The organism is Brevundimonas intermedia (assembly GCF_004614235.1).
Classification (GTDB): Bacteria; Pseudomonadota; Alphaproteobacteria; order Caulobacterales; family Caulobacteraceae; genus Brevundimonas; species Brevundimonas intermedia_A.
This window is the reverse complement of sequence record NZ_SPVH01000006.1, coordinates 925,172-951,605: the sequence shown is the minus strand read 5'-3', so window position 1 is coordinate 951,605 and position 26,434 is coordinate 925,172. Positions and strand designations below refer to the sequence as shown.

General features: G+C 66.0%; 21 protein-coding genes. 10 read left to right on the top strand and 11 right to left on the bottom strand.

Annotated features, from left to right (window positions below):
* Positions 1–11: 11 nt before the first annotated feature.
* Positions 12–782 carry a peptidoglycan editing factor PgeF gene (gene pgeF, locus EGY25_RS10940; protein WP_135194994.1) on the top strand — a complete coding sequence of 257 codons (771 nt, stop codon included), beginning with the start codon at positions 12–14 and terminating at the stop codon, positions 780–782.
* Between the two features lie 195 nt (positions 783–977).
* On the opposite strand, the gene lpxC is transcribed toward pgeF, so the two are convergent.
* The 3 genes from lpxC to EGY25_RS10925 all read right to left on the bottom strand — a co-directional run bounded on the left by lpxC (position 978) and on the right by EGY25_RS10925 (position 5,941).
* Positions 978–1,877: a UDP-3-O-acyl-N-acetylglucosamine deacetylase gene (gene lpxC / locus EGY25_RS10935; RefSeq protein ID WP_135194993.1), complete on the bottom strand. Its 900-nt coding sequence runs from the start codon at positions 1,875–1,877 to the stop codon at positions 978–980.
* Between the two features lie 186 nt (positions 1,878–2,063).
* Positions 2,064–3,656: a cell division protein FtsZ gene (ftsZ, locus tag EGY25_RS10930; RefSeq protein ID WP_135194992.1), complete on the bottom strand. Its 1,593-nt coding sequence runs from the start codon at positions 3,654–3,656 to the stop codon at positions 2,064–2,066.
* Positions 3,657–3,886: 230 nt separating this feature from the next.
* Complete coding sequence (locus EGY25_RS10925; protein ID WP_135194991.1) at positions 3,887–5,941, bottom strand: alpha/beta hydrolase family protein; 2,055 nt, start codon at positions 5,939–5,941, stop codon at positions 3,887–3,889.
* 280 nt (positions 5,942–6,221) lie between these two features.
* Here EGY25_RS10925 and EGY25_RS10920 point away from each other — a divergent pair, with 280 nt between their 5' ends.
* Positions 6,222–9,272, top strand: a complete 3,051-nt coding sequence (locus EGY25_RS10920; protein ID WP_135194990.1) for a TonB-dependent receptor plug domain-containing protein — start codon at positions 6,222–6,224, stop codon at positions 9,270–9,272.
* A gap of 219 nt (positions 9,273–9,491) precedes the next feature.
* Here EGY25_RS10920 and ftsA read toward each other — a convergent pair whose 3' ends face one another.
* From ftsA to murB, 4 genes are all read right to left on the bottom strand, one after another.
* Positions 9,492–10,784, bottom strand: a complete 1,293-nt coding sequence (gene ftsA / locus EGY25_RS10915; RefSeq protein WP_135195618.1) for a cell division protein FtsA — start codon at positions 10,782–10,784, stop codon at positions 9,492–9,494.
* 55 nt (positions 10,785–10,839) lie between these two features.
* Positions 10,840–11,727: a cell division protein FtsQ/DivIB gene (locus EGY25_RS10910; RefSeq protein ID WP_209308034.1), complete on the bottom strand. Its 888-nt coding sequence runs from the start codon at positions 11,725–11,727 to the stop codon at positions 10,840–10,842.
* A complete protein-coding gene (locus tag EGY25_RS10905) occupies positions 11,715–12,656 on the bottom strand; it encodes a D-alanine--D-alanine ligase (RefSeq protein WP_135194989.1) in 942 nt (313 codons plus the stop codon). The genes EGY25_RS10910 and EGY25_RS10905 overlap by 13 nt, the downstream gene beginning before the upstream one ends.
* A 74-nt stretch (positions 12,657–12,730) precedes the next feature.
* Entirely contained in the window at positions 12,731–13,642 is a 912-nt protein-coding gene (gene murB / locus EGY25_RS10900; RefSeq protein WP_135194988.1) for a UDP-N-acetylmuramate dehydrogenase, read from the bottom strand.
* 92 nt (positions 13,643–13,734) lie between these two features.
* Here murB and EGY25_RS10895 point away from each other — a divergent pair, with 92 nt between their 5' ends.
* On the top strand, positions 13,735–14,412 hold the full coding sequence (locus tag EGY25_RS10895; protein WP_135194987.1) for a hypothetical protein: 678 nt from the start codon (positions 13,735–13,737) through the stop codon (positions 14,410–14,412).
* A gap of 11 nt (positions 14,413–14,423) precedes the next feature.
* Here EGY25_RS10895 and murC read toward each other — a convergent pair whose 3' ends face one another.
* Positions 14,424–15,866, bottom strand: a complete 1,443-nt coding sequence (murC, locus tag EGY25_RS10890) for a UDP-N-acetylmuramate--L-alanine ligase (protein ID WP_135194986.1) — start codon at positions 15,864–15,866, stop codon at positions 14,424–14,426.
* A 182-nt stretch (positions 15,867–16,048) separates the two neighbouring features.
* Between murC and EGY25_RS10885 the strand changes: the two genes are divergently transcribed.
* The 4 genes from EGY25_RS10885 (at position 16,049) to EGY25_RS10870 (ending at position 22,932) form a co-directional block, all read left to right on the top strand.
* The gene (locus EGY25_RS10885) at positions 16,049–18,136 is read left to right on the top strand and encodes a catalase (protein ID WP_135194985.1); all 2,088 of its coding nucleotides are present in this window, start codon (positions 16,049–16,051) and stop codon (positions 18,134–18,136) included.
* Between the two features lie 96 nt (positions 18,137–18,232).
* On the top strand, positions 18,233–19,309 hold the full coding sequence (locus tag EGY25_RS10880) for a site-specific DNA-methyltransferase (RefSeq protein ID WP_135194984.1): 1,077 nt from the start codon (positions 18,233–18,235) through the stop codon (positions 19,307–19,309).
* 210 nt (positions 19,310–19,519) lie between these two features.
* Entirely contained in the window at positions 19,520–20,635 is a 1,116-nt protein-coding gene (locus tag EGY25_RS10875; protein ID WP_135194983.1) for a glycosyltransferase family 4 protein, read from the top strand.
* 149 nt (positions 20,636–20,784) lie between these two features.
* Entirely contained in the window at positions 20,785–22,932 is a 2,148-nt protein-coding gene (locus tag EGY25_RS10870) for an amylo-alpha-1,6-glucosidase (protein WP_135194982.1), read from the top strand.
* Positions 22,933–22,941: 9 nt separating this feature from the next.
* On the opposite strand, the gene EGY25_RS10865 is transcribed toward EGY25_RS10870, so the two are convergent.
* The 3 genes from EGY25_RS10865 to mutY are packed head-to-tail and all read right to left on the bottom strand — an operon-like array spanning position 22,942 to position 24,505.
* Positions 22,942–23,208, bottom strand: coding sequence for a BrnA antitoxin family protein (locus EGY25_RS10865; RefSeq protein ID WP_135194981.1), 267 nt, complete (start codon positions 23,206–23,208; stop codon positions 22,942–22,944).
* Complete coding sequence (locus tag EGY25_RS10860) at positions 23,162–23,440, bottom strand: BrnT family toxin (protein ID WP_135194980.1); 279 nt, start codon at positions 23,438–23,440, stop codon at positions 23,162–23,164. The genes EGY25_RS10865 and EGY25_RS10860 overlap by 47 nt, the downstream gene beginning before the upstream one ends.
* Before the next feature lie 12 nt (positions 23,441–23,452).
* Positions 23,453–24,505, bottom strand: a complete 1,053-nt coding sequence (mutY, locus tag EGY25_RS10855) for an A/G-specific adenine glycosylase (protein WP_135194979.1) — start codon at positions 24,503–24,505, stop codon at positions 23,453–23,455.
* A 20-nt stretch (positions 24,506–24,525) separates the two neighbouring features.
* On the opposite strand from mutY, the gene EGY25_RS10850 reads away from it, so the two are divergent.
* From EGY25_RS10850 to EGY25_RS10840, 3 genes are all read left to right on the top strand, one after another.
* Positions 24,526–25,077 (top strand): DUF721 domain-containing protein, encoded by a 552-nt coding sequence (locus EGY25_RS10850; RefSeq protein WP_135194978.1) that lies wholly within the window; start codon positions 24,526–24,528, stop codon positions 25,075–25,077.
* A 96-nt stretch (positions 25,078–25,173) separates the two neighbouring features.
* Positions 25,174–25,818, top strand: a complete 645-nt coding sequence (locus EGY25_RS10845) for a DsbA family protein (protein WP_135194977.1) — start codon at positions 25,174–25,176, stop codon at positions 25,816–25,818.
* 1 nt (position 25,819) lies between these two features.
* Positions 25,820–26,431 carry a thioredoxin domain-containing protein gene (locus EGY25_RS10840; RefSeq protein ID WP_135194976.1) on the top strand — a complete coding sequence of 204 codons (612 nt, stop codon included), beginning with the start codon at positions 25,820–25,822 and terminating at the stop codon, positions 26,429–26,431.
* Positions 26,432–26,434 lie beyond the last annotated feature (3 nt).

Genomic DNA, 26,434 nt, shown 5'->3' with positions numbered 1-26,434 from the left:
TAGGTGGGGGCATGAGCGATCTGCCCCCCATCACCCACCCGCTTCTGACCGCCGCCGGCATCGCCCACGGCTTCTTCACCCGCGCGGGCGGGGTCTCGACCGGCATCTACGACGGCCTGAACGCCGGCGTCGGCTCACAGGACGATCCCGCCGCCGTCGCCGAGAACCGCCGCCGCGTCGCCGCCCATTTCAATGCCGACGCCGACCATCTGAACGGCTGCTACCAGATCCATTCCGCCGTCGCCCGCGTCGCAGAAGGTCCCTGGCATGGCGACCGTCCCGAGGGCGACGCCGTCGTCTCGGCCGAGCCTGGTCTTCTGTGTTCCGTCCTGACGGCCGACTGTGCGCCGGTGCTGCTGGCCGATCCCGAGACCCGCATCGTCGCCGCCGTCCATGCGGGCTGGAAGGGCGCGCTGGGCGGCGTGATCCATTCCGCCGTCGCCGCCATGCAGGCCCTGGGCGCCGATCCCCGCCGCACCCTGGCCGTAGTCGGCCCGTGCATCGCCCCCGCCAGCTATGAGGTCGGCGTCGATTTCGAGGACCGCTTCACCCACCACGACCCCGGCGCCGACCGCTTCTTCCACCCCGGCGAGACCGACGACAAACGCCGGTTCGACCTGCCCGGCTTCGTCCTGTGGCGTCTCCAGCAAGCCGGCGTCGGTCAGGCCGTCTGGACCGGCCACGACACCTGTGTGGACGCGGACCGGTTCTATTCGAACCGCCGCGCTTTTCAGCACGGCGAGCCCGACTTTGGACGATTGATCAGCGTGATCGGCGCCTGATCCAGGGCCTCGCCCCTCACCTGAACCGTCATCCTAGGCCTTGTGCCTAGGATCCAGACTCCCGGTGGAGGCGGCAGCGCTCACCCTCATCGAACGAGTCTATGGATCCTAGGCACAAGGCCTAGGATGACGATCTAAAGAGGATACGAATTCAAAAACGCGCGACTTCAGGGACAGAGAGCGTAACCTCATCCCTTAGCCCACCCGCGCCAGCTCCGGCACCCGCGTCACTTCGCGCCACGCATGCGGCGCAGCCAGCAGCGCCCGCACCAGACGGTTATTCAGCGCGTGCCCGGCCTTGTAGCCCTCGTAACGGCCCAGCAGGGGCGCGCCCAGCACATACAGGTCGCCGATGGCGTCCAGCGCCTTGTGACGCACGAATTCGCGTTCCATGCGCAGGCCGCCGGGGTTCAGGATGTCGTCGCCGTCGATGACCACGGCGTTCTCCAGCGAGCCGCCGCGCGCCAGTCCCGCCTGACGCAGGGCCTCGACCTCATGGGCGAAGCCGAAGGTGCGGGCGGCCATGATGTCCTTGCGGAAGGTCGGCTCGTCCACGACGAAATCGATCACCTGATTGCCGATCACGGCAGACGGGAAGTCGATCTCGAACCGCATCTCGTAGCGGTCGCAAGGCAGCAGGGCTGCGTGCTTGTCGCCCTCGGTGACGTGGACCGTCTCCAGGATCTCGATATAGCGCTGCGGCGTCGGCTGCGGACGGAAGCCCGCCCGGTCCAGCAGTTGCACGAACTCCAGCGCCGATCCGTCCAGGATCGGCAGCTCGGGCCCGTCCACCTCGATCACGGCGTTCGACACGCCCAGCGCGGCGAAGGCGGCCATCAGGTGTTCGATGGTCGACAGACGAACACCCGCGCCGTTCTCGATCATGGTGTTCAGGCGGGCGTCCACGACGGCCTCGCCCGACACCGGAATGCGGTTGTCGCGGTCGGTGATGTCGGTGCGCACGAAGACGATGCCCGTGCCCGAGGGCGCAGGACGAACCGCCAGCCGCACGCGGCGGCCGGTGTGCACCCCGACGCCGGCGATGATGGCCGGTGCGACGATGGTGTGTTCGTGATGGTCGTTCCTGACCGACAAACCTGAACTCGCTCTTCGTTATTCGCGCCGCACGCCGTGCGGATTACGCCCTGCATGTCTTTTAGCCGGGGCGCCGCAACCGCGAAATCAAAGTCCGGTTTCGGATTGTTTCGCTCTGGCACAGCGCCTGAAATGAAGAACGCCCCGGAGCCGGGCTCCGGGGCGTTCCATCGTCATTTGGGTTGTCTAGTTGGCCAGACGGCGGAGAAAGGATGGGATTTCCAGGTCGTCATCGGCCTGTCCCGCCTCCGGTTCCGATTGCTGCGCCGGTTGGACCGACCCACGTGCTTGATGCATGGGCTGGGGTGCATAGGAGGCCTCGTGCTGAGGCTGGGTGCGCTTGCCGCGACCGAACAGGCTCCAGCCGCTGCGACGGTGATCGCGGTCGTCATAACCGTCGTCCGCCTGCGGCTGCGCGACAGGCGCGGCGCGTTCACGTTCGGCGTACAGGTCGCCCTGAGGCGCGACGCGGGGCGCGGGGGCGCGGGTCTCATATTCCTCGACCCACGGATCGACGATGGGATCCAGGGCGCGCGGCTGCTGTTCGGCGACGCGGATCACCGGCTCGGGGCGCGGTTCCGGCTCGCGAGCGGCAGGGGACTGAAAGGTCGGCACGACCGGCGCCGCCTCGATGCGGGGCTCAGGCGTACGCGGGGCTTCCGCGCGGACCGGCTCGCGATACGTATCCCGCGTCGGTTCCGGCGCGCGCGACGGCTGCGTGCCATACAGACCGCCGGCCGAACGGCGGGCGTCATGGCCAGCCAGCGGCGCGCTGGCGGCCGGCGGGGCTATGGGTTCGATACGCTTGATCTCGCCCTCGTCCATACCGGTGGCGACGACCGAGACGCGGATTTTGCCGTCCAGGGCGGGATCGAAGGCCGCGCCGAAGATGATGTTGGCGTCGCCGTCCACCTCGGCCGAGATGGCGTTGGCGGCCTCGTCGACTTCCAGCAGGGTCATGTCCAGACCGCCGGTGATGTTCACCAGCACGGCCTTGGCGCCCTTCAGCGAGGTCTCGTCCAGCAGCGGGTTGGCGATGGCGTTCTGGGCGGCCAGCAGGGCGCGGTCGTCGCCCGAGGCCTCGCCCGTGCCCATCATCGCCTTGCCCATCTCGGACATGACGGCGCGAACGTCGGCGAAGTCCAGGTTGATCAGGCCGGGCAGGATCATCAGGTCGGTGATCGAACGCACGCCCGAGTGCAGCACCTGGTCGGCCATGCCGAAGGCGTCGGCGAAGGTGGTGCGTTCGTTGGCGACGCGGAACAGATTCTGGTTCGGAATGACGATCAGGGTGTCGACATAGCGCTGCAGCTCGGCGACGCCCGCATCGGCCAAGCGCATGCGGTGGCGGCCTTCGAAGGTGAAGGGCTTGGTCACGACGCCGACGGTCAGGATGCCGCGATCACGTGCGCATTTGGCGATGACGGGGGCCGCGCCGGTGCCGGTGCCGCCGCCCATGCCGCAGGTGATGAACACCATGTGCGCACCTTCCAGGTGCTGATGGATTTCGTCGGCGGATTCCTCGGCGGCGTTCATGCCGACCTCGGGGTGGGCGCCGGCGCCCAGGCCCTGGGTGATGGTCTCGCCCAGTTGGATGCGACGATCCGTCTTGGCGAAGCTGAGGTGCTGCGCGTCGGTGTTGGCAACGACGAACTCGACCCCTTCGAGGCCGGCGTCGATCATGTTGTTCACGGCGTTGCCGCCGGCGCCGCCGACGCCGAACACGACGATGCGGGGCTTCAGTTCAGTGTGTTGCGGCTTGACCAATGAAAGCGACATTTCTTTTTCCGACCTGCTGACCCGCCCCTTCAAACCAACCGACCGCCCCCGCCGAATCGCTTTGGTTATGAGCGCGTTAAGGATTGCACCCATGAAGGTTAAGAGAAGGTTAGGGCGATAATGTGAGTCGGCCTCCGCGAAAGCATAAAAGCCAGCTTCGCCGGTGCTTTACCCATAAAAATGGGGGCGAGCCTGCGGCTCGCCCCCTTCAAGTCGCGAAACTCAGCGGCTTACAGGCCGCCTGGGCCGCAGTCGTTTTTGAAGAAGGTCTCTACGCTCGTGAGGATGCTCGCGAAGTTTTCCGGCGTCCAAGTATTCAGCGTATGCTCCATGTCGGGAAGGATGGTCAGCTTCACCGGTTTTCCGGCGGACCGCATGGCCGCCGCCATTGCTTCCGATTCCGCCGGAAGAACCCGTGTGTCGCGGTCGCCTGTATACAGGAACAACGGAACGTTGATCTCGTTGACGCGACGCAGCGGGTCTTCACCATCAGCTGTAGGGTGCTGGAATTCCCGCAGAAAACGACTGTTGAACGTACCCTTCTTGAAGAGAGCGATCGTCGCGGGGCCAGCGCCGGCGGCGGCGCACTGATAGATGTTGTTCGAGCGAACTGCAGCCATCATGGAAGCGTAGCCGCCATAGGAGTAGCCGTGCATTGCGATCCGATCCGGCGCCGCCACGCCTTGGGCGATCAGATAGCGCGCGGCATCGTCGTTATCGTCCTGCATCTTGCGGCCCCATTCACGGTCTCCCGCGCGCCACAGACGCTCACCCCATCCCTGTGATCCGCGAAACTGCGGTTGAAGGACGGCGTAGCCACGCGCTGCGAAATACTGCGTCCAGCCGGAGACATCCCACGACAGGTTGTCACGCGCCCACGGACCACCGTGCGGCGTAATGATTGTCGGATACGGGCCTGCGCCATAGGCGGCCGGATCCGGCTTGGTCAGGAAGGCCGGAATCATAAGACCGTCGCGCGCTTCGTACTGGATCAGCGTTGTGTCGCCCAACGTCGCAGCCTGCAGTTCGGGATAAGCCCGCCCGAGCAGACGCACTCTCCCGCCGGCGAGGATGTAATACTCAGGCGGCACGCGCGGCCCGGACTTTGCTATTATAATGACTGAGCGGTCATCGGAGGTCGCCGTCAGGGAAATATCCGCGCCATCGCCGACGGAAAACCGGCTGCGTTCGCCGGTTTCGATGTCGGTCCAGGAGACCGGCACGGTCGTGATGTTAAGCGCCTGACGCAGATCCTTATATGCCTGATCCAGGTTCGGGTCGGTATAGAAGGTGCGTGGACGTTCGCCGTCATAGGCGAAACCGACGACTTCGCCGAAATCAGCCTTGGCGCGCGAGCGCACCACACCAGTGGCGTCGAACAAGGGGTGAGCAAAAGCGACGTCACCGAACTGGCGCTCGCGAATCTTGTACTCGTAAATCGCCGACCGATCGCGCCCTTCCGTCTTGCTGACGAATACGATGTTCGGATCGTTGGAGAAGCCGGCAATCTCGATCGGCTGACGGTCGCGGGCGTAATAACGGAAATGCTCCGCCCATTCGCCTGTGTCGGGGTGCTTCAACCACTGACCGATATAGGCGGCCCCGTTGTCAAAATCGAACTCAGACTTGGCGCGGATATCGCCATTCATGTCTGCGATTTCGCTACTGAAGCGCTCCGAGCCCCGCTCGATACGCTCTGCACGCCCGCTGTAAAGATTGAGGCGATATTTGTCCCCGCGCATTGGGTCGGCGACAATGATGTTCTGCGGGTCCTGTGGGAGGTCGCTGATCAGGCGACCGACGCCCACGACAGCCTGCTGCGTGTCGCTCAGGCCGTCGAACTGAAGCGAGGTGCGGGCGGGCTGCCCCTCCAGGGTCAAGATCAGCGACCGCTGCAGGAAGCTGCGCTCACGCTGGCCCGTGAATGGGTTGAAATCCCTCAGCTGCTGCGTGGAAACGAAAAGCCGGTCGTTCTTTATAAACTGCGCCCCGACCACATCGGCACGCTCATCGTCCGAACCGATGATGAACGGAGCCTTTTCCATGTCGGCGGTGTCCCATATGGCGACGACCCGCTTTTTCCCATCTGGCGATATTACGGCCACAACATGTTTCCCGTCCGGCGAAACATCGACAGACCCGATGGCAGGACGGCGCGCAAAAGCTTCCGCCGTCGGCACACTCGCTTCTGCGGAGGTCGCTATCGCGGCGGCGGACTGTACGGATCCGATTAACGCCGCTGCAGCGATAGCCAGAGGGCTCCACCATTTCATCTTTAAATTCATGTCTCTAACATGCCCCCTCGCAAGCTACTAAAGCCGCAACCTACATATCCAAACATTCTACCCCCTGCCAGGCAAGCGCCGCTCATGATCGTAGTCAACGCATCGCCATACCATCAGATTTTATTACCGCTGCGTGATATCAAAGTGACATTCGACATCAACTTGACACCCAACGAACACATTTACCTTGGTCCCCGCCCACATTCATTGCAAGAACAGCGGTGTCCTTCAGCGCGTCGCGACGTGCTGAATTTATATTTGTTGTTGGGGAATCTGAACCATGAATTGCAGTCGGAAAAATCTGCTTGCGACCACCATCATCGCCGGCATGGCGATCATGGCTCCGTCGCTGGCGATGGCACAGTCGCAGACTAGCCAGAACCAGCAGGCGCAAGAAGAAGCCGCTCAGGTCGAGGAAGTCGTAGTCACCGGAACGCGCATCCGCCGCAGCGAGTACAGCAGCTCGCAGCCTATTCAGGTCATCACCTCGGAACAGGCCGCTCTGGAAGGGCTGGCTGACACGACCGAGATTCTCCAGTCCTCCTCAGCCGCGAACAACGCGACCCAGATCAACAACTTCTTCACGGGCTTCGTCACCACCGGCGGACCAGGCGTCAACACGATCTCGCTGCGCGGTTTGGGCGAACAGCGCACCCTGGTGCTGGTTAATGGCCGTCGCGTCGGTCCCGCCGGCGTGCGGGGCACGGTCGGCCCGACCGACCTGAACACGATTCCGTCGTCTCAAATTGAGCGGGTTGAAATCCTGACCGATGGCGCATCTTCGATCTACGGCTCCGACGCCGTCGCCGGCGTCATCAACATCATCACCAAGACCAACCAAGACGGCGGCAACGTCGAGTTCTACACCAACCAGCCTCTCGAAGGCGGCGGTGAAGAATATCGGGTCAACGGCAGCTTCGGAAAATCGTTCGATCGCGGCTACATCACCGCTGGCGCCGACTACTATGAGCGCAAGGAACTGCTGTTCGGCGATCGTGACTACTTCCAGTGCCCGCAGGAGTTCAACTTCCTCGACGAGAACCTGACGATCCGCGGCGACGTCATTGATCCGACCACCGGCACCTACAAGTGCACGGGTACGCTGAACGCAATCCTGCGGACCCAGCAGGCCACCGCCGGTATCGCCCGCGCGGGCGATTACATCTTCAGCTCCTCGGCGGTCGCCGGTGGCGGCTATACCGGTTGCGACATCGCAGGCTTCCATCTGGTCGCCGGCGGCACCGGCGCCTGCTCGATCACCGCTCAGCCGACAGCCGTCCGTCGCGCCGCCACTGCCGAATACCCGCTGCATAGCGATCGCTACGACAGCCGGACCGCCATCTCGCCCGTGAAGCGCACCAGCCTCAGCCTGTTCGGCGGTTACGACCTGACCCCGAACATCGAGATGTTCGGCGAACTGCTGTATAACAAGCGTGAATCCGAGCAACACAGCTGGCGTCAGCTGTTTCCCGCCACGTCACCGATGCACACGCTCAATCCGTTTGGCGGCGTCTGCAACGGCACCAGCGGCATTGCGTGCCACTACACGACCCCGGTCGCCCTGGTGAACTCGGACGACAAGCAGGAAGTCGAGTACTGGCGTGGCGTGGGCGGTTTCCGCGGTGACTTCCAGTTCGCCAACCGGACTTGGGACTGGGAACTGGCGGGGCAATACAGCCGCTCGAAGGGCACCTACGGCGGCAACTTCTTCTACAATGACCGCGTAGAAGCTGCGGCGGGCCTGCTGGCTTGGTTCGGCGAAGATCTGGAAGGCAACGCCGGTGCGTTCCGCGATGACGAGTTCGTCGCAGCCGGAAATTGCGACCTCTTCATTCTGCAAACGGCGAGCGCTTGCCCCACCGGCGGCGTGAACTGGTATAGCCAGAACCTAGTCGAAAACGGTCAACTGACTGCCGAGGAAGAAGCCTTCCTGTTGGGCTACGAGACCGGCACCACGACCTACGAACACTCCTACATCGAAGGTGTGATCTCCGGCGAGCTGTTCAACCTGCCGGCCGGTCCGCTGGGCGTCGCTCTGGGCTTCCACGTCCGCAAGGAAGAGATCGACGACAATCCCGGTGAGCAACAGCGTAACGGCAACCTCTGGGGCCAAACCGCAGCCGGCCGCACGACTGGCTCGGACACCGTGAAGGAACTGTTCGGCGAGTTGGACATCCCGCTGCTGCGAGCCTTGCCGCTGGCCAACGAACTCACGCTGAACGTCTCGGGTCGTTACTCGGACTACGACTCGTATGGTGAGAACTCGACTTACAAGGTCGGATTGAACTGGGCGATCACGCCGGAGTATCGGCTTCGCGCATCGTACGGCACGTCGTTCCGCGCGCCGGCCTTGTACGAACTGTTCCTGGCCAACCAGACCAGCTTCCTCGCCCAAACCAACATCGACCCCTGCATCAACTATCAGGACTCCAGCAATGACGTGCTGAAGGCCAACTGCCTGGCTTCCGGCGTTCCGGAAGAGTACGGCGCGGCAGGTGCGTCTTCCGCTCTGATCACCACGGGCGGTGGCGCCGGCATCCTGGACCCGGAAACCGCGAAGTCGACTTCGGTGGGCTTCATCTGGACGCCCTCGTTCACCAACCTCAGCATCGCTCTGGATTACTGGAAGATCGAGATCAACGATCAGGTGGCCCAGTTCGGCGCCGGCAACATCGTGTCGGGTTGCTTGACCTCGGAGAACTTCCCCAATGAAGCGCTCTGCCAACTGTTCACCCGCGATCTGAACCCGGACTCGACCCGCTATCTGCAGATCCTGGACGTCAACGACAGCTACGTGAACATCTCGCAGCAGATGAGCGAAGGCCTGGACCTGAACGTCCGCTACACCAAGGAGTTCGCGGCCGGTGACCTGACACTGAACGCACGCGCGAGCTACATCTTGGACTGGACGCAACAGACGTTCGGCGATGCTGAAGCTTCGCAACTGGAAGGTCAGATCGGCAATCCGGAACTGAACGGCCAGGCTTCGGCTCGTTTTGATCGGGGTGACTGGACCGGCTTCTACAGCATCGACTTCGTGGGAGAGACGGACAACGCACCGTTCTTCGCAGTTCCGGGGAACACGGGCACCTACCTGGGTCAGCCGGTTTGGTATCAACGCGCCACGCCGTTCTACATGAGCCACAACATGTCGATCCGTCGCCGTATGGATGATGTCACCATCCAACTGGGTATCCGGAACATCTTCGACGAAAACCCCCCGTTGGTGTCGGCTCAGAGCGGATCGAGCCGTATCGGCAATACGCCTCTGGCCAGCCAGTATGACTGGCAGGGCCGGTCGGCGACCTTCACGGTTTCCTACTCGTTCTAATCCGACGTCGCTTCGGCGACTGAAGAAGGAAAGGGCGGCAGGTTCTCCTGCCGCCCTTTCTTTTTTAAGGCCCCGCGGCAACCAGTCCGCTCACCAAGCGCCGTACCTTAGCCAGCGCGCGTCACCCTGCCGCCTGCGCGCGCTCAAGCCGCCTCAAGACTGAGACACTACCGATCATGGATTGAGAGGACACCTTTGCGTCCAGCAGAGGGAGGACGCTTAAAGATTTTCGCGCAGCCAACCCGCCACTCGCCCCACCACGTTGCCGCGGTGAATCCGGGGCGCATCCGCCGCCGTAATCTGGCGCGCCATCAGTTTTCTGGCGGACACCGCCTCGCGCGGGCCGTAGGCGGCGCGGAGCAGGACGCCGGCGGTGGCGCAGAAGGCGGGGCCGGAGGCGGCGTCGGCCAAATGTGGCGCCCGTTGGGGTTTTCCGAGGCGGACGGGGCGGTCGAAGACGCGCACCGCCAGTTCGCGCACGCCGTTCAGCTGGCTGGCGCCGCCGGTCAGGACCAGGCCCGCCCCGGGCTCCAGGCCCACGCCGGCGTTCTTCAGTCGATCGCGCAGCAGTTCGAGAGTTTCCTCGACGCGGGGGGCGATGACGGTCTTCAGCATGGCGCGCGGGACGATGACCGGGCCGGCGGAGGCGTCCTCGCCGCGCGGCGGGGCCTCCAGCATTTCGCGGTCCTCGTTGGCGCTGGCCATGGCCGAACCGTGCAGCGTCTTCAACCGTTCGGCCCCGGCCTTTGACGTGGACAGGCCGCGCGCGATGTCGGACGTGACGTGATCGCCGCCGACGTTCAGGCTTTCGATATGCAGCAGGGACCGACCACCCCACACGGCGGCGCTGGTCGAGCCGCCGCCCATGTCGATGCAGACGGCGCCCAGGTCCATCTCGTCCTCTTCCAGCGCAGCCAACGACGATACGACGGGCGCGGCGGCCACGCCCTGCAGGTCCAGATGCGCCAGCTCCAGGCAGTGGCTCAGGGTCGTGAAGACGTTCTCGGCCATGGACACGACCAGCAGGTCCAGCCCCAGCGAACCGCCGCGCATCGAACGCGGATCATGCACGCCGCGCGCGCCGTCGACCGACCAGGCGATGGGCAGGACGTGGATGGGCCGACGGTTGGGCAGGCGGATCTGGGCCAGGGCCATGCCGATGGCGCGCGCCAGATCGGCGTCCCCGACCGGATTGGCGCCCAGCGACACCCGCGCCTGCACCCGGTGGCTGGCCATCTGGCCGATGGCGGTCGTCACGACGACGCCGGAGACCGGGCTCTGGGCCGCGCGCTCGGCGCGTTCGACGGCATGGCCGATGGCCTGGGCGGCCTCGTCCATATTGATGATCGCCCCGCCCTTGACGCCCTTGGACTGGACGTGGCTCGCGCCGGCGACGCGGATGGTGCGGTCGGCGTGACGCACGCCGTCGGGCTTCATGATGAAGCACGAGACCTTGGACTGGCCGATGTCCAGCGCGGCGATCACGGGCGCGCGACCGGCGCGAGGATCCATGCCCCGACCCTGATCGTTCGCCGCTCCGCGTTGCTTGGTCATGATCTTGATGTTCCTAGGCGTCGCCGGTGGGTCGCACCGCGACCTCGTCCGGGGTTCTGAGATCGACACGGGCGAAGCCCAGGTCGAGCAGGCGTTCGCGCTGGTCCAGCGCATCGAGGCGGATCAGGGCCGCCTCCTGTTCGGTGGCGGGCAGCTGGATCAGGCTGCCATCCTTCAAACGCAGATCCCAGCGGCGCTCGTCCACGCGCACCAGGGCGTCCACCATCCCCATCAGGCGCGGACGTTGGGCCAGAAGCGGCAGGATCTCGCCCGCCGCGACATCGGCGCCCTTGCCCACGACCAGCGGCAGGGTCGGATATCGGCGCGCGTCGGCGCCCGTGATCACTTCGCCCCGCGCGTCGATGACCTTGATCTGACCGGCTTCCTGCCAGACCGCGAGGCGGTCGTGTTCCTTGACCTCGACGATCAGGGTGTCGGGCAACAGGCGCACCACGCGCGCCTCCTTGACCCAGCCCACGCCCTGAACCCGGTCGCGAATGGCGTCCAGATCCAAGCTGGTGATCGGCTGGCCGGAATACAGGCCCAGGGCCTGCTGGATCGCCGGCTCGGCCTCGGACGAGGCGCCGGTGATATGCACGCGCTTGAGCGTCAGACCCATGCCCGCCGTCAGATTGTCGACCCCGTGCGAGACCGAGGCGCCGATACGCTCGGCGCGGGCGCCCGTGGCCAGAACGCCGACCAGCAGCAGCGCACCGGCGCCCAGGGCGATCACGGCGGTGCGGGGGGAAATGTCGATACGGCCGATGGCGGCCATCTTGCCGGGAATGGCGGACGCGTTCTTGGCCCCGCCACGCGACCGCCCTCCCCCTTTGGGAGCCGCGCCGCGTTGGGGAGCCTGATTAGAACTCTGTCGCCGACCGCCGCGAACTACCGCGGGCATGAGGCGTCCTCCACCATCCAACGAACCAGATCATCGTAGCTCATTCCGGTATGGGCCGCCTGCTCGGGCGCGAGCGAGGTCGGGGTCATGCCGGGCTGAGTATTGACCTCCAACAGGACCAGATCGTCCTTAACATCGTCATAACGGAAGTCGGATCGGGACACGCCCCGGCACCCCATGGCGACGTGCGCAGCCTCGGCCTGGCGCAGGGCCTTTTCGAACACAGCGGCAGGCAGGACGGCGGGCAGGACATGCACCGAACCGCCCGGCGCATATTTGGCCTCGTAGTCGTAGAAACCCTTGGTCGGGGTGATGTCGGTGACGGTCAGGGCGCGCGGCCCGGCTGGTTCGCCCAGCACCGTGACGCACAGCTCCTTGCCGGCGATATAGGGTTCGACCACGACCTGCTCGCCATAGGGCCATTCCGGATAGCCGACCTCAGCCTGAGGGCCGTTGGCTCCTTCGGGCACCAGGAAGACCCCGACGGACGAGCCTTCGGCATTCGGCTTGATGATGTAGGGCGGGTCGATAACGTGGCGGCTGGCGACCTCGTGGCGATCATACAGACCTCCGCCCGGAACCTTGATGCCGGCCGCCCGCAAGACGGCCTTTGACTTGTCCTTGTCCATCGCCAGGGCCGAGGCCAGCACGCCGGAATGCGTATAGGGAATCCGCAGCGTCTCCAACACGCCCTGGACGCAGCCGTCCTCGCCCCAGGCGCCGTGCAGACAGTTCAGCACGACATCGGGCTTGATCAGGCCGGACAGCACATTGGCCAGGTCGCGCCCGGCGTCCACGCGGCTGACGCGTACGCCCTGTCGCTCCAGCGCCTGCGCGCACTGCTCGCCCGACGACAGCGAAACCTCCCGCTCTGCGGAAAGCCCGCCCATCAGGACGGCGACATGAAGGTCTTTGAAAGCGCGTGCCATGGTGTATCCGATTGCCGCCTACATGTTTAACAGGCCGTCAATCATTCGCGGCAAGCGCGCAATTAATGCTGGGATCAGCGCACTCGGCCGATCCGCTTGATCTCCCACTCCAGCTGAACGCCGGTCTTGGTCAGGACATCGGCGCGCACGGCCTCGCCGAGGCCTTCGATGTCGGCGGCGGTGGCCTCGCCGGGGTTGATCATGAAGTTGGAGTGCAGGTCGCTGAACATGGCGCCGCCGCCGGTCTCGGCGTGCAGTTTGCCGCGCCAGCCGGCCTCGTCGACCAGTTTCCATGACGAATGGCCGGGCGGGTTCTTGAAGGTCGAACCGCCGGTCTTTTCCCTGATCGGCTGGGTGGTCTCGCGGCGGCTGGTGATGTCGTTGATGCGGGCCGCAACGGCCTCGGGCGCGTCGGGTGCGCCACGATAGGTCGCCTCGATCCAGATGATGTCGGCCGGGGCTTGGCTATGGCGATAGGTGTAGCCGAAATCGGCCAGAGCGTAATCGACCCGCTCCCCCTTGCGGTTCAGTCCCCAGGCCGAAACCAGCACGTCCTTGGTTTCCGAGCCATAACAGCCGGCGTTCATGGTCAGGGCGCCGCCGACAGTGCCCGGAATGCCCGCATAGAATTCCAGCCCGGCGATCCCCGCCTTGGCCGAGGCCTTGGCGACCATGGAATCCAGCGCACCTGCGCCGGCCGTGATCGTATCGCCGTCCGTCGTGATCTGCGCCCAAGGCCGGCCGGCCAGGCGGATCACCACCCCCTCGACCCCGCCGTCGCGCACGATGACGTTCGAACCGACGCCCAGCACGGTCACGGGCACAGCCGGGTCCAGCGTCTTCAGGAAGTCCGCCAGATCGTCGGCGTCCGCCGGGATGAACAAGGCCTCGGCCGCGCCGCCCACCCGGAACCAGGTGTAAGGGCCAAGCGGCTCGCCACACAGCAGCTTGCCGCGCACGGAAGGAAGATCGTCACTCAGGGTCATGCGATGTCCGATAACGGCGCCGGCGCCGAAGTCAAAGCATAGACGAAGAAGGCCGCTGGCCTGCCCCGTCTTGCATCGCCTAGGGTCGCGTCATGAAACCCGTTCAAGTGGTCAAGATTCTCGCCTTCTCCATGGTTCTGACGGCGGTCATGCTGATGGGCTGGATCGGGCTCGTCTACGCCGTAAACACCTACACTGCGATCGCCATCACCGCCGAGGAAGTCTTGAACCTGATTCTGGTCGGGTTCGTCGCCGTAATCGGCCTGCCCATTCTGCACGCCGCGACCTATCGATGGTTCTGGCACATCCGGCGCAAGCAGGCGGCTGGCGAACTCCTGCTCGGCGAGGAGATGCCAGGCTTTGGTTCAGAGCCCACCCAGCCACCTCCACCGATCAAGTGGAGGGCGCGCCAGATCGCGGTCTACGCTCTGTTGTATCTGGTCGGAATGAGCTCGTTGATCGCCGCCTACGCCCCTTTGGGCCATCAGGAAGCACTGACCTCATTCCTTTGGCGGTTCAGCGCAGGTCGGGCGTCTTTTTCCAGCCTGGTTCAACTGGTCATCGTCTTCTTGCCGATGGCGCTATGTTTCGTCTGCCTCATCCCATTGTTCGAAGCGGACCGGAAACGGCTTGCCGCCGGAGGCCTGAGTGAACAGGAGGTGCTCGGCATCCGCGGGCGACAGGAGTGGCTGTCCTCCTTCGCCACCGCCTTTGTGATGGCTGGCTTCCTAGCCTTCATCGCAGGCAACATGATCCTCGCCTATCTCTGAGGCGAGGGCCGTCAGCCGTTCAACGCCTCCAACTGCCCCGGCAGGGCATAGGCCCAGCTCGTGATGTCGCCGGCGCCCAGCAGGACGACCAGATCGCCCGCCTTGGCCTCGCCCGCGATTACGGTCGGCAGGGTCTCGACGCCATCCAGCGCCTGGACCGAGCGATGACCGAAGCGGCGGACGCCGTCCACCAGCGCATGCTTGTCCACCCCGTCCAGTGGCGCCTCGCCTGCCGCATAGACGTCGGCCACGATCACCGCGTCGGCGTCGGAGAAGCAGGTCGAGAACTCTTCCATCAGGTCGCGCAGGCGGGTGTAGCGGTGCGGCTGGACCACGGCGATGACGCGGCCGTCGCCCTCGGCGTTCTGCACCACCTGGCGCGCGGCCTTCAGAACGGCGGCGATCTCGACCGGGTGGTGGCCGTAGTCGTCCACGATCCGCACGCCCCCGACCACGCCCGTCGTGGTGAAGCGGCGCTTGACCCCGCCGAAGCCGGCCAGGCCGGTCCTGATCGCCTCATCGGCCACGTTCAGTTCGCGCGCCACGGCGATGGCGGCCAGGGCGTTGGCGATGTTGTGCCCCCCGGCCATGGGCAGATACAGGCCGTCGATCCGCGTCTCGTCGGCGTCCGCGCCCGCCCCATGGAAGACCACGTCGAAGCGGCAGCCGTCCGCGCCCATGTCGATGTTCTCGGCCCGCACCATGGCCTGCGGATTGACGCCATAGGTGACCAGCCGCCGGTTATCGATGGCGGCGACCAGCCGCCGCACCTCCGGATGGTCCAGGCAGACGGCGGCGAAGCCGTAGAAGGGGATGTTCTCGACGAAATCGATGAAGGCCTTCCGCACCCCGTCGAAGTCGCCGTAGTGGTCCAGGTGCTCGGGATCGATATTGGTCACGATGGCCGCCGTCGATTTGAGGCGCAGGAAGCTGCCGTCGCTCTCGTCCGCCTCGACCACGATCCAGTCGCCGTCCCCGACCTTGGCGTTGGTGCCATAGGCGTTGATGATGCCGCCGTTGACCACCGTCGGATCCAGGCCCGCCGCATCCAGCAGGGCCGCGACCATCGAGGTCGTCGTCGTCTTGCCGTGGGTGCCGCCGACCGCGATCGAGAACTGCAGCCGCATCAGCTCGGCCAGCATCTCGGCCCGTCGCACCAGCGGGATGCGACGCTCGCGCGCCGTCTTCATCTCGGGGTTCTCGGCCTTGACCGCCGTCGAATAGACCACGGCCGAGACGCCCTCGCCTACATGGGCGGCGTCATGGCCGATGAAGATGCGAGCGCCCAGCTGCTCCAGGCGTTCGGTGTTGGCGCTGGCCTTGGCGTCCGAGCCCTGCACCGAATAGCCGATCTTCAGCATGATCTCGGCGATGCCGCTCATGCCGATGCCGCCGATGCCGACGAAATGGACGGGACCGAGGTCGAATGGAACGGGGCGAAGGCGTGCGATCATCGTCGCGTCATAGACTCCGCCTCGCCGCATGCGAAGGGCGCGCCGCGTACGGAGCGAACTTTTCTGAGGGCGATGACCGCGCCGCCTGTGCGCGATGCCGCACAGAACTATCGCATCCCCGTCGCGTTGTGCTGTTAACGCGCGCCGCACTCCTGTCGACGCCGTCGCCCCCAAGGTTCCAGATGGCCAAGACCCCCACCCCCGCCGGTGCGCCCACGCTCGGCAACGCCGGCGAACTGCATCAGACCGCAAGCACGCCCGAGACCCGCACCACGACCAATCACGGCGTGCCGATCAGCGACAACCAGAACTCCTTGAAGGCGGGGCCGCGCGGCTCGACCCTGCTGGAGGATTTCATCCTTCGCGAGAAGATTCAGCATTTCGACCATGAGCGGATCCCCGAGCGGATCGTCCACGCCCGCGGCTCGGCCGCGCACGGCTTCTTCGAACTGACCGACAGCCTGTCGGACGTCACCACCGCCAAGATCCTGACCGAGGTCGGCAAGAAGACCGAGCTGTTCACCCGCTTCTCGACCGTCGCCGGCGGCGCGGGCTCTGTGGACACCCCGCGCGACGTGCGCGGCTTTGCCGTCAAATTCTACACGACCGAGGGCAACTGGGACCTGGTGGGCAACAACATCCCCGTCTTCTTCATCCAGGACGCGATCAAGTTCCCAGACCTGATCCATTCGGTGAAGATGGAAGCGGACAAGGGCTACCCCCAAGCGGCCAGCGCGCACGACACCTTCTGGGATTTCATCGGCCTGATGCCGGAAAGCACCCATATGATCATGTGGGCCATGTCGGACCGGGCCATCCCGCGCAGCCTGCGCATGATGGAAGGCTTCGGCGTCAACACCTTCCGCCTGCTGAACGCGGACGGCGAGACGACCCTGGTCAAGTTCCACTGGCGGCCAAAGCTGGGCACGCAGTCGACCTGCTGGGACGAGGCGGTCAAGATCGCCGGCGCCGATCCCGACTATCACCGCCGCGACCTGTATGAAGCCATCGACCAGGGCGACTTCCCCGAATGGGAGTTCGGCGTGCAACTGTTCACCCAGGAACAGGCCGACGCCCTGCCCTTCGACATCCTGGACGCCACCAAACTGGTGCCGGAAGAGGATCATCCGATCCGCGTGATCGGCCGCATGGTCCTGGACCGCAACCCCGACAACTTCTTCGCCGAGACGGAACAAGTCGCCTTCCTGCCGACCAACATCGTGCCGGGCATCGACTTCTCGGAGGACCCGCTGCTGCAGGGCCGGCTGTTCTCCTACCAGGACACACAGCTGTCGCGCCTGGGCACGGTCAACTTCCACCAGATCCCGATCAACCAGGCCAAGGGCTGCCCCTTCCAGAACTTCCAGCGCGACGGTCACATGCAGATGGCCGTGCCCAAGGGCCGCGCCAATTATGAACCCAACAGCCTGGCCGAGGCGGGCGAGGACGGCGGCCCGCGCGAAGATCCCAAGGGCGGCTTCCGCACCGCGCCCGTGCCGGTCGAAGGCGAGAAGGTCCGGCTGCGCGCCGAAACCTTCGCCGACCACTACAGCCAGGCGCGGCTTTTCTTCCGCTCCCAGACCGAGATCGAACAGGCCCATTTGGCCAGCGCCATCGTGTTTGAACTGTCCAAGGTGTCTCTGTCCCACGTACGCGAGCGCGTTCTGGCCAATCTGCAGAACGTGGATGAGACGCTAGCCCAGCGCGTCGCCGACGGCCTGAACCTGCCCTTGCCCAAGGCGTCGGAACCGGCCGTCGCCCCCATCGATCTGGCCGCCTCGCCTGCCCTGCGGATCGTCGGCAAATATCCCGACACGCTGAAGGGCCGAAAGGTCGCCATCCTGGTCGCCGACGGCTCCGACGGTGCCGTCATCGACGCCGTTCGTGCGACGGTCGAGGGCGACGGCGGTTCGGTCTTCATCGTCGCGCCCAAGATCGGCGGCGCAAAGCTGAAGGGCGGCAAGACCCTGGCTGCCGACGGTCAGCTGGCCGGCAGCCCTTCAGTCCTGTTCGACGCCGTCGCCATCGTCCTGTCCGAGGACGGTTGCGCCCAGTTGCTGAAGGAAGGCGCCGCGGTCGACTTCGCCAAGGACGCCTTCGGTCACCTCAAGGCCGTCGGCCACACCCCCGAGGCCCAGCCCCTGCTGGACAAGGCGGGCGTCGAGGCGGACGCAGGCGTGATCGATTTGTCCAAGGACGCCAAGGCCTTCCTCGCCCCCGCCCGCACCCGCCAGTGGGATCGCGAGCCCAAGGTGCGCATGCTGGCCTAGAAAAAACGGAACCGGCGCGATCTCCTCGCGCCGGTTACCCGACCTTAACCACAAGGATTCACCATAGCGGTCTCATTGTTCCGGGGCCGCGTTTCCATGTCCGATCTGAAGACCGACGTCATTCACCGTGGCGACTGCATCGAAGTGCTGAAGAGCCTGCCCGATGCCTCGGTGGATATGGTCTTCGCCGACCCCCCCTATAATCTCCAGCTGGGCGGCGACCTGCTGCGTCCCGACAACTCCAAGGTCGACGCTGTGGACGACGACTGGGACAAGTTCGCCAGCTTCGCCGACTACGACGCCTTCACCCGCGCCTGGCTGACCGAATGCCGCCGTGTGCTGAAGCCGGAGGGTTCGATCTGGGTGATCGGCTCCTATCACAACGTCTTCCGCCTCGGTTCGGCGATCCAGGACCTGGGTTTCTGGGTGCTGAACGACATCATCTGGCGCAAGTCCAACCCGATGCCGAACTTCAAGGGCACCCGGTTCACCAATGCCCACGAAACCCTGATCTGGGCCGCCAAGAGCCGCGATCAGAAGCGCTACACCTTCAACTACGATGCGATGAAGGCCTTCAACGAAGACACCCAGATGCGGTCCGACTGGACCTTCGCCCTGTGCACCGGCGAGGAGCGGATCAAGGACGCCGACGGCAAGAAGGCCCATCCGACGCAAAAGCCGGAAGCCCTGCTGCACCGCGTGCTGCTGTCGGCCACCCGCCCCGGCGACGTGATCCTGGACCCCTTCTTCGGCACCGGCACGACCGGCGCCGCCGCCAAACGCCTGGGCCGCCACTATATCGGCATCGAGCGTGACGAGACCTATGCCGATGTCGCCGAGACCCGCATCGCCTCGGTCATCCCCGCCCGCTCCGAAGACCTGATCGTCACAGGCTCCAAACGCGCCGAGCCCAAGGTGCCCTTCGGCGCCCTGGTCGAGGCCGGCCTGCTGAACGCCGGCGACCGTCTGTACTGCCCCAAGGGCGAGCGCGAGGCCCGCGTCCGCGCGGACGGCTCGCTGGTGTCCGGCTCGCTCAGCGGCTCGATTCACAAACTGGGCGCCCTCTTGGAAAACGCCCCCGCCTGCAACGGCTGGACCTATTGGCGCTTCAAGACAGACCAGGGCCTAAAATCCATCGACGCCCTGCGCTCCGAGGTTCGCGCCGCGATGTAAGCGGATGCGACCCCACGTCGCATCAGTCACATCAAGCACTTAGCCGGCAATGCGCGGCCGATACGTACGATTTCGCACACGAAAACGGGCTCAGCTTTGCTTTAACCCACCGAAACCTATGTGAAAATTCGCAAGTCGTGATGGAACTTCGCAGTTGCGAGACCATTGTTGTCCGCGGCCCCCGCCGGTGCGGGGTCGGAGCACAACATCATGAAGATCGCGCAGGTCACCCCGCTTTACGAGGCCGTCCCTCCGAAGCTTTATGGCGGCACTGAACGCGTCGTCGCGCATCTGACCGACGCCCTGGTCGATCTGGGCCATGACGTCACTCTGTTCGCCAGCGCCGACGCCCACACCAAAGCGCGTCTGGTGCCCGTCCGCGATCAGGCCATCCGCCTGGATCCCGCCCCGCTCAAATCCGACCTCGCCGCCCACCTGTCCATGCTGGGCGAGGTGATGGACCGCGCCAACGAGTTCGACGTGATCCACTTCCACACCGACATGATCCATTTCCCGCTGTTCCGGCAGTATGCGGACAAGACGATCACGACCCTGCATGGTCGCCTCGACATGAAAGACCTGCCCGGCGTTTATGCCCGCTGGAGCGAGTTCGGCCTGGTCTCCATCTCGGACGACCAGCGCAAGCCCCTTCATTTCGCCAACTGGAAGGCGACCGTCCATCACGGCATGCCGAGCGAACAGTATCTGTTTTCGCCCAAGTCCGAGGGCTACCTCGCCTTCCTGGGCCGTATCTCGCCCGAGAAACGCCCCGACCGCGCCATCGAAATCGCCACCAAACTGGGCAAGCGCCTGAAGATGGCTGCCAAGGTGGACGCCGCCGACAAACGCTATTGGGAAGAGACGATCCGTCCGATGGTCGAGGGCAATCCCCTGATCGAGTTCATCGGCGAGATCGGCGACCACCAGAAGTCCGCCTTCCTTGGCGGCGCCGACGCCCTGCTCTTCCCCATCGACTGGCCTGAGCCCTTCGGCCTGGTGATGATCGAGGCCATGGCCTGCGGCACGCCGGTCGTCGCCTTCCGCTGCGGCTCGACGCCCGAGATCATCGAGGACGGCGCCACAGGCTTCCTGGTGGACACGATGGAACAGGCGATCGCCGCCGCCGGCCGCGCCCATCTGCTGGACCGCCAGATTGTTCGCGCCCGTTTCGACCTGCGGTTCTCGGCCACCGCCATGGCCCGCCGCTACCTGGATGTCTACGGCGACCTGCTGGCCCGTCGTCCCTTCGCCGATGCGCCGCTGGGCAATGTGATTACGCCCTTGCGTCCCATCGAAGAAGATCGCAGCTTCGCCGCCATCGCCTAAGCGTCGCAGCCGACGATTATCGAAGAAAAACAGGCGATGGAGATGAACTCTCCGTCGCCTGCTTCATTTGATCACTCAAGCGGCCCCTGAGCGCCGCATTCGGGTGCGACACGTTCGGCCGAGGCCTCAAACGACGGGGAAGAGACCGCATGGACGACGCCTATTCCACCCAACTGACCGCCGGCGAAACCGTCGAGGCTTCCGGCCTCGAACAGTTGATGGCGCTCAAGGACGGCGACACCTTCCTGGTCGCGGACGGCTGGGGCGACATGAAGGGCGGCGCCGACGGCCTGTTCGCCGACGATACGCGCGTCCTGTCGCGCTGGGCCATGACGGTCGGTCTGCAAAAGCCGTCGCGGCTGTCTTCCGGCGTCAGCCAGGACAACGTCTTCTTCTCCTGCCACACCACCAACCGCCCCCTGCCCCCGATGGGCGGCAGGTCCGCCCCTGCCGGCGTCTTGCATATCGAGCGGCGTCGCTTCCTTTGGGGCCGACGGATGTTCGAGCGCATCCGCATGGTCAATCATGGCGTTGAGGACATCCTTCTGCCGCTGGCCTTCGACTTCGGTGCCGACTTCGCCGACATCTTCCAGGTGCGCGGCACGCCTCGGGCCAAGCGCGGGACCATCCACACCCCGACCACCGACGGCCGCCGCGTCACATTCCGATACACCGGCCTGGACGATGTCGATCGTTCCAGCTGTATCGCCTTCTCCGAGCCGCCCGCCCGCCTGACGCACCAGCGCGCCGAATTCATGTTCAGCCTGCCCAAGGGGCGCTCGATGGACCTGTTCATCGAATGCGGCGTCGATGCCTGCGAGACGCCGGACGCCGGGCGCTGGCGTCTAAACGCCGTCCAGGCGCGCCTGGCCATGCGCGCCAAGCGCCGGCGCGGCGCCTCGGTGCGCGGCCCGCGCAGCCCGCGCTTCAACGACTGGCTGGATCAGTCGCGGGCAGACATGGCCCTGCTGACCACCGACCTGCCGACCGGCCCCTATCCCTATGCCGGCACGCCCTGGTTCTCGACCCCGTTCGGGCGCGACGGCATCATCGCCGCCTGGCAGATGCTGTGGCTGGACCCGTCCCTGGCCAAGGGCGTCCTGACCTATCTGGCCAGCCGCCAGGCGACCGAGACCTCGCTGTTCCAGGACAGCCAGCCCGGCAAGATCATGCACGAGACGCGCGGCGGCGAGATGAGCGCCCTGCACGAGGTCCCCTTCGGCCTCTACTACGGCGGGGTCGATACGACCTGCCTGTTCGTGGCCCTGGCCGGCGCCTACGCCAACCGCACCGGCGATCTGGACCTGATCCGCACGCTCTGGCCCAATCTGATCGCCGCCGCCGACTGGATGCGCGACTATGGCGACAGCAACAACGACGGCCTGATCGACTATCAGCGCGGCGCCGACACCGGCCTATCCAACCAGGGCTGGAAGGATTCCGAAGACTCCATCTTCCACGCCGACGGCCGCTTCCCCAAGGGGCCCATCGCCCTGCTGGAAGTCCAGGGCTACGCCTTCGCCGCCTGGCGCGCGCTGGGCGACCTGGCCGAACGCCTGCACGACGACCGCGCGACAGAATGGCGGATGCGCGCCGAACAGGTCCGCGCCCTGGTCGAGGACAGGTTCTGGATGGAGGACGAGGGCTTCTATGCGGTCGCCCTGGACGGTGACGGCGAGCAATGCCGCGCCATCGCCTCCAACGCCGGCCATCTGCTGTTCACCGGCCTGCCGTCGCTGGAGCGTGCGCGCCGCGTCACCAAACGCCTGCTGTCGGCCGAGTTCCGCACCGGCTGGGGCATTCGCACGCTGGAGCTGGGTCAGGCCCGCTTCAATCCGATGAGCTATCACAACGGCTCGGTCTGGCCCCACGACACCGCCATGGCCGCCGCCGGCATGGCCAACTACGGAGAGCGCGAGGCCGTCTCGGAAATCCTGGCCGAGATCTACGCCGCCGCCGCCCATTTCCACCTGCGACTGCCCGAACTGTTCTGCGGCTTCCCCCGCGAACCGGGCGAGCCGCCCATCGCCTATCCGGTCGCCTGCCTGCCCCAGGCCTGGGCGGCGGGTTCGGTCTTCCTGATGCTGCAGGCCACGCTGGGCCTATCCATCGACGCCTGGACCGAGACGGTCGATCTGGCCGACCCCGTCCTGCCCGCCGGCCTTGATCGCCTCAGGATCACCGGCTTGGAAGTCGGCGGCTCCGTCGTCGATCTGAACATCCAGCACGCCGGCGGCCGCGCCGTCGTCATCCCCAATCATAAACAGGGCAGGGTCGCCATCCGCACCCTGCGGTGACAAGCGTTGTCAGGCCGCCGACTTCCTGGCCAGCCACTCGCGTAGAGCCTGGTTCATGCGGGTCTGCCACCCGGCGCCGTCCTGCTTGAACGCGGCCAGCACGTCGGCGTCGAACCGTATGGTGGTCGAGACCTTATCCGCGCCCTTGGGTCTGCCCCGTCGGACCAGCACCTCTCCGCGATGGTGATCCGCCTTTTCGAACCAGGCGTCGTCCAGCTCGGGCGCGTCGTCAGGATCGACCCAGGCGGTCTTCGTAGCGTCGTTGTTCACGGTCATTGGCCTTCCTCATCGAAATGACGTGGCGCGCCTCGCCGCGCGGCGTCCAAACCAGAACCACCATCCTGTCAGTCAAAGGCCCGATGGTGATCAGGCGTCGTTCTCCATAGTCATGACGATCATCCTCGAACGTCAGATGATCGCCGTCGAACACAGCCGCCGCCCGGGCGAAATCCAGCCCTCGCTCGGCCAAGGTTCGCTCGCGCTTGCTCGGATCGAAGGTGATGCGCACGTATTTTTGTTACTACGAAAATAGATCGGGTTCAACGGTCGCCCGATCCAGCGCCTTGGCGAACACGGTGGGGAGGGCCGCGCGCGCCGCCTCGACCGGCATCCAGCGCCACAGACCGTCCGCCTCGCCGCGCGCCGTCATCACCGTCAGGGTCAGACTGAAGTGGGTGAAGACATGCTCGATCGCCCCCGCCTCGCACCAATCGGCATCGATCGGGGCTGCCCCTGACGGCGCGTCCGTCGTCCAGTCGCTGGTCGGCAGGCCCAGCATTCCGCCCAGCAGCCCCTTGTCCGGCCGCGTCTCCACCGCGATCCGACCCTGATCGTCGACCAGGACATAGGCTGTGCCTCGCCGGTGCGGCCGATCCGCCTTCTTGGTCTTCAGCGGAAAACGGGCCGGGTCGCCGCTCGCCAGGCCCAGGCATTCGCTCGCCACAGGACAGGCCCCGCATGACGGCGACTTGGGCCGGCACACGGTCGCCCCGAGATCCATCAACGCCTGCGCCCAATCTCCGGGCCGCTCGTCGGTTACGAACAGCCCCGCCAGCCGCCTCAGTTCGGGTCGCGCGGCCGGGACCGGCGTCTCGACCGCGAACAGCCGCGCCATGACCCGCTCGACATTGCCGTCCACCACATTGGCGGCCCGGTCGAAGGCGATGGAGGCCACGGCCGCCGCCGTATAGGCGCCCACCCCCGGCAGGGCCAGCAAGCCGGCCTCCGTATCCGGGAACACCCCGCCATGCTCGCCCGCCACCGCCCGCGCACAGGCCAGCAGGTTGCGAGCCCGGGCGTAGTAGCCCAGCCCCGCCCAGGCCCCCATCACCTCCGCATCCTCGGCCGCCGCCAGATCCGACACCGTGGGCCACCGCGTGGTGAAGGCGTGGAAATAGGGCGTCGCATGCGGCACGGTCGTCTGCTGCAGCATGACCTCCGACAGCCAGACGCGGTAGGGCTCGGTCCGCGCCGCGCCCACGGCCGCCCGCCACGGCAGGCTGCGCGCATGGGCGTCGTACCAGGCCAGCAGCCGGGATCGGATCAGGACGATGTCGGGAGAGACGCAAGCCATGGACCGGGCTATATAGACCCATGCGCCGCACGCTGCCCACAGACGCCGAGGTCCGCGAGATTCTGTCTCGCCGCCGCACCCGTCCGGTCCCCCGGCCGGCGCCGCGCGCGGGCAAGGCGCTGACGCCCCTGATCAAGAAGCTGGACGAGCAGTTCGGACGGGGCGCCGGCGCGCTGGAGCCCCGCTGGCGCGAGATCGTCGGCGACCGCCTGGCCCGCGTCACCCGACCCCAGAAACTGACCAAGGGCAAGGGCGGCCAACCCGGCGTGCTGGAGCTGCGCGTCGCCGGCGCCGCCGCCCTGCTGATCCAGCATCAGTCGGAAGACATCCTGGCCCGCGTCAATCTGTTCCTGGGCGCCGGAACGGTCGATCGCCTGCGCATCGCACAGGGGCCGGTCGCCCCGCTGAAAGACGCCGCCTCGCGCCCCAAACGCAGCGCCAAGCCGCCGCCCCTGCCTGCCCAGGCCGAGGCAGATCTCGCCGCCTCCATCGCCTCCGCCCCCGACGATCTCCGCGCCGCCCTCGCCCGCCTGGGCCGCGTCGCGCTTTCGCGTACCGACAGGCAGGATTGACAAAACTTCGCCGCACCTGTTCTCGACTAGTCTGGGGTTGCGCCGCTCCGGGGGAATCGCGCCACCATTCGCCAACGATCCGATCAAGGAAGTCCCATGGCCGACACTGAATCCCGCTTCGTCCGCATGAGCCGTCGTGCGGCCATCACCGGCGCCGCTCTGGCGACTATGGCCCTGGCCGCGTGCGGCGGCGGCGCCAAGGGCGCGGCAGAGGGCGACATGGGTCTGGGCGCGCCGGAAGGCGCCAAGGTCACCGTGGTCGAATACGCTTCGGTCACCTGCCCCCACTGCGCCCTGTGGCAGAAGAACACCTGGCCCGCGTTCAAGGCCAAATATGTGGACACCAACAAGGTCCGCTACATCTTCCGCGAACTGCCGACCCCGCCGGTCGACGCCGCCACCGCCGGCTTCCTGATCGCGCGCTGCGCCGGCCCGGACAAGTATTTCGACGTCGTCCACCAGCTGATGGCCACCCAGCAGGAGATGCTGACCTCGTCGCCGCGCGAGTGGCTGCTGCGCACCGCCCAGGCCGCCGGAATGTCCGAGCAGCAGTTCAACGACTGCGTCACCGACAAGGACGCCGTCGCCGCCATGGAAACCCGCGTCCAGGCCGCCCGCACCCAGGGCGTGACCGGCACCCCGGCCTTCTACGTCAACGACACCCAGGTCATCACCCCCGGCGGCGAGGGCGCCAGCCTGGCCGACCTGTCCACCGCCATCGACGCCGAACTGGCCAAATAGGATGATCCGCCGCGCCGCCCTCTCGCTATCGGTCTTCGTCGCACTGGCCGCCGCGGGTCTGGCGGCGCCGGCCTTCGCCGCCGATGCGCCCCCGCCCGTCACGGCCCAGGACCATGTCCTGGGTCGTGCGGATGCGCCGGTGACGGTGATCGAATACGCGTCCTTCACCTGCTCGCACTGTGCGGACTTCCACAACAGCGTGCTGCCGGCCTTCAAGGCCAAATATATCGACACCGGCAAGGTTCGGCTGGTCCATCGCAACCTGCCGACCCAGCCCGCCAATGTCGCCGCCGCCGCAGCTGCTGTGGCCCTGTGCGCCGCGCCCGAACGTTATTTCGACGTGGCGGGCGTCTTCATGCGCGACCAGGCCAATCTGCGCACCACGGGGCCTCAACCCTGGTTCGCGGCCGGCATCGCCGCCAGCGGCAAGACGCGCGAACAGATCGAGACCTGCCTGGACGGCCCGACCATCCGCGCTGAACTGGACGCCCAGATCGCGGGCGCCGATGCAGCCGGCGTCGCCGGCACGCCCGCCTTCTTCGTCAACGGCAAGCCCGTCGCCGACCATTCGCTGGACGCCCTCTCGGCCGCCATCGACCCTCTGCTCCGGTAGTCC

Coding starts and splice junctions, on each gene's coding strand:
- EGY25_RS10845 (WP_135194977.1), top strand. CDS start 25,174: ATGGCCGACACTGAATCCCGCTTCGTCCGCATGAGCCGTCGTGCGGCC.
- EGY25_RS10895 (WP_135194987.1), top strand. CDS start 13,735: ATGAAACCCGTTCAAGTGGTCAAGATTCTCGCCTTCTCCATGGTTCTG.
- ftsZ (WP_135194992.1), bottom strand. CDS start 3,656: ATGTCGCTTTCATTGGTCAAGCCGCAACACACTGAACTGAAGCCCCGC.
- mutY (WP_135194979.1), bottom strand. CDS start 24,505: ATGGCTTGCGTCTCTCCCGACATCGTCCTGATCCGATCCCGGCTGCTG.
- murB (WP_135194988.1), bottom strand. CDS start 13,642: ATGACCCTGAGTGACGATCTTCCTTCCGTGCGCGGCAAGCTGCTGTGT.
- EGY25_RS10880 (WP_135194984.1), top strand. CDS start 18,233: ATGTCCGATCTGAAGACCGACGTCATTCACCGTGGCGACTGCATCGAA.
- EGY25_RS10865 (WP_135194981.1), bottom strand. CDS start 23,208: ATGACCGTGAACAACGACGCTACGAAGACCGCCTGGGTCGATCCTGAC.
- EGY25_RS10875 (WP_135194983.1), top strand. CDS start 19,520: ATGAAGATCGCGCAGGTCACCCCGCTTTACGAGGCCGTCCCTCCGAAG.
- EGY25_RS10905 (WP_135194989.1), bottom strand. CDS start 12,656: ATGGCACGCGCTTTCAAAGACCTTCATGTCGCCGTCCTGATGGGCGGG.
- EGY25_RS10870 (WP_135194982.1), top strand. CDS start 20,785: ATGGACGACGCCTATTCCACCCAACTGACCGCCGGCGAAACCGTCGAG.
- EGY25_RS10910 (WP_209308034.1), bottom strand. CDS start 11,727: ATGCCCGCGGTAGTTCGCGGCGGTCGGCGACAGAGTTCTAATCAGGCT.
- pgeF (WP_135194994.1), top strand. CDS start 12: ATGAGCGATCTGCCCCCCATCACCCACCCGCTTCTGACCGCCGCCGGC.
- ftsA (WP_135195618.1), bottom strand. CDS start 10,784: ATGGATCCTCGCGCCGGTCGCGCGCCCGTGATCGCCGCGCTGGACATC.
- EGY25_RS10850 (WP_135194978.1), top strand. CDS start 24,526: ATGCGCCGCACGCTGCCCACAGACGCCGAGGTCCGCGAGATTCTGTCT.
- EGY25_RS10925 (WP_135194991.1), bottom strand. CDS start 5,941: ATGAATTTAAAGATGAAATGGTGGAGCCCTCTGGCTATCGCTGCAGCG.
- EGY25_RS10920 (WP_135194990.1), top strand. CDS start 6,222: ATGAATTGCAGTCGGAAAAATCTGCTTGCGACCACCATCATCGCCGGC.
- EGY25_RS10840 (WP_135194976.1), top strand. CDS start 25,820: ATGATCCGCCGCGCCGCCCTCTCGCTATCGGTCTTCGTCGCACTGGCC.
- EGY25_RS10885 (WP_135194985.1), top strand. CDS start 16,049: ATGGCCAAGACCCCCACCCCCGCCGGTGCGCCCACGCTCGGCAACGCC.
- murC (WP_135194986.1), bottom strand. CDS start 15,866: ATGATCGCACGCCTTCGCCCCGTTCCATTCGACCTCGGTCCCGTCCAT.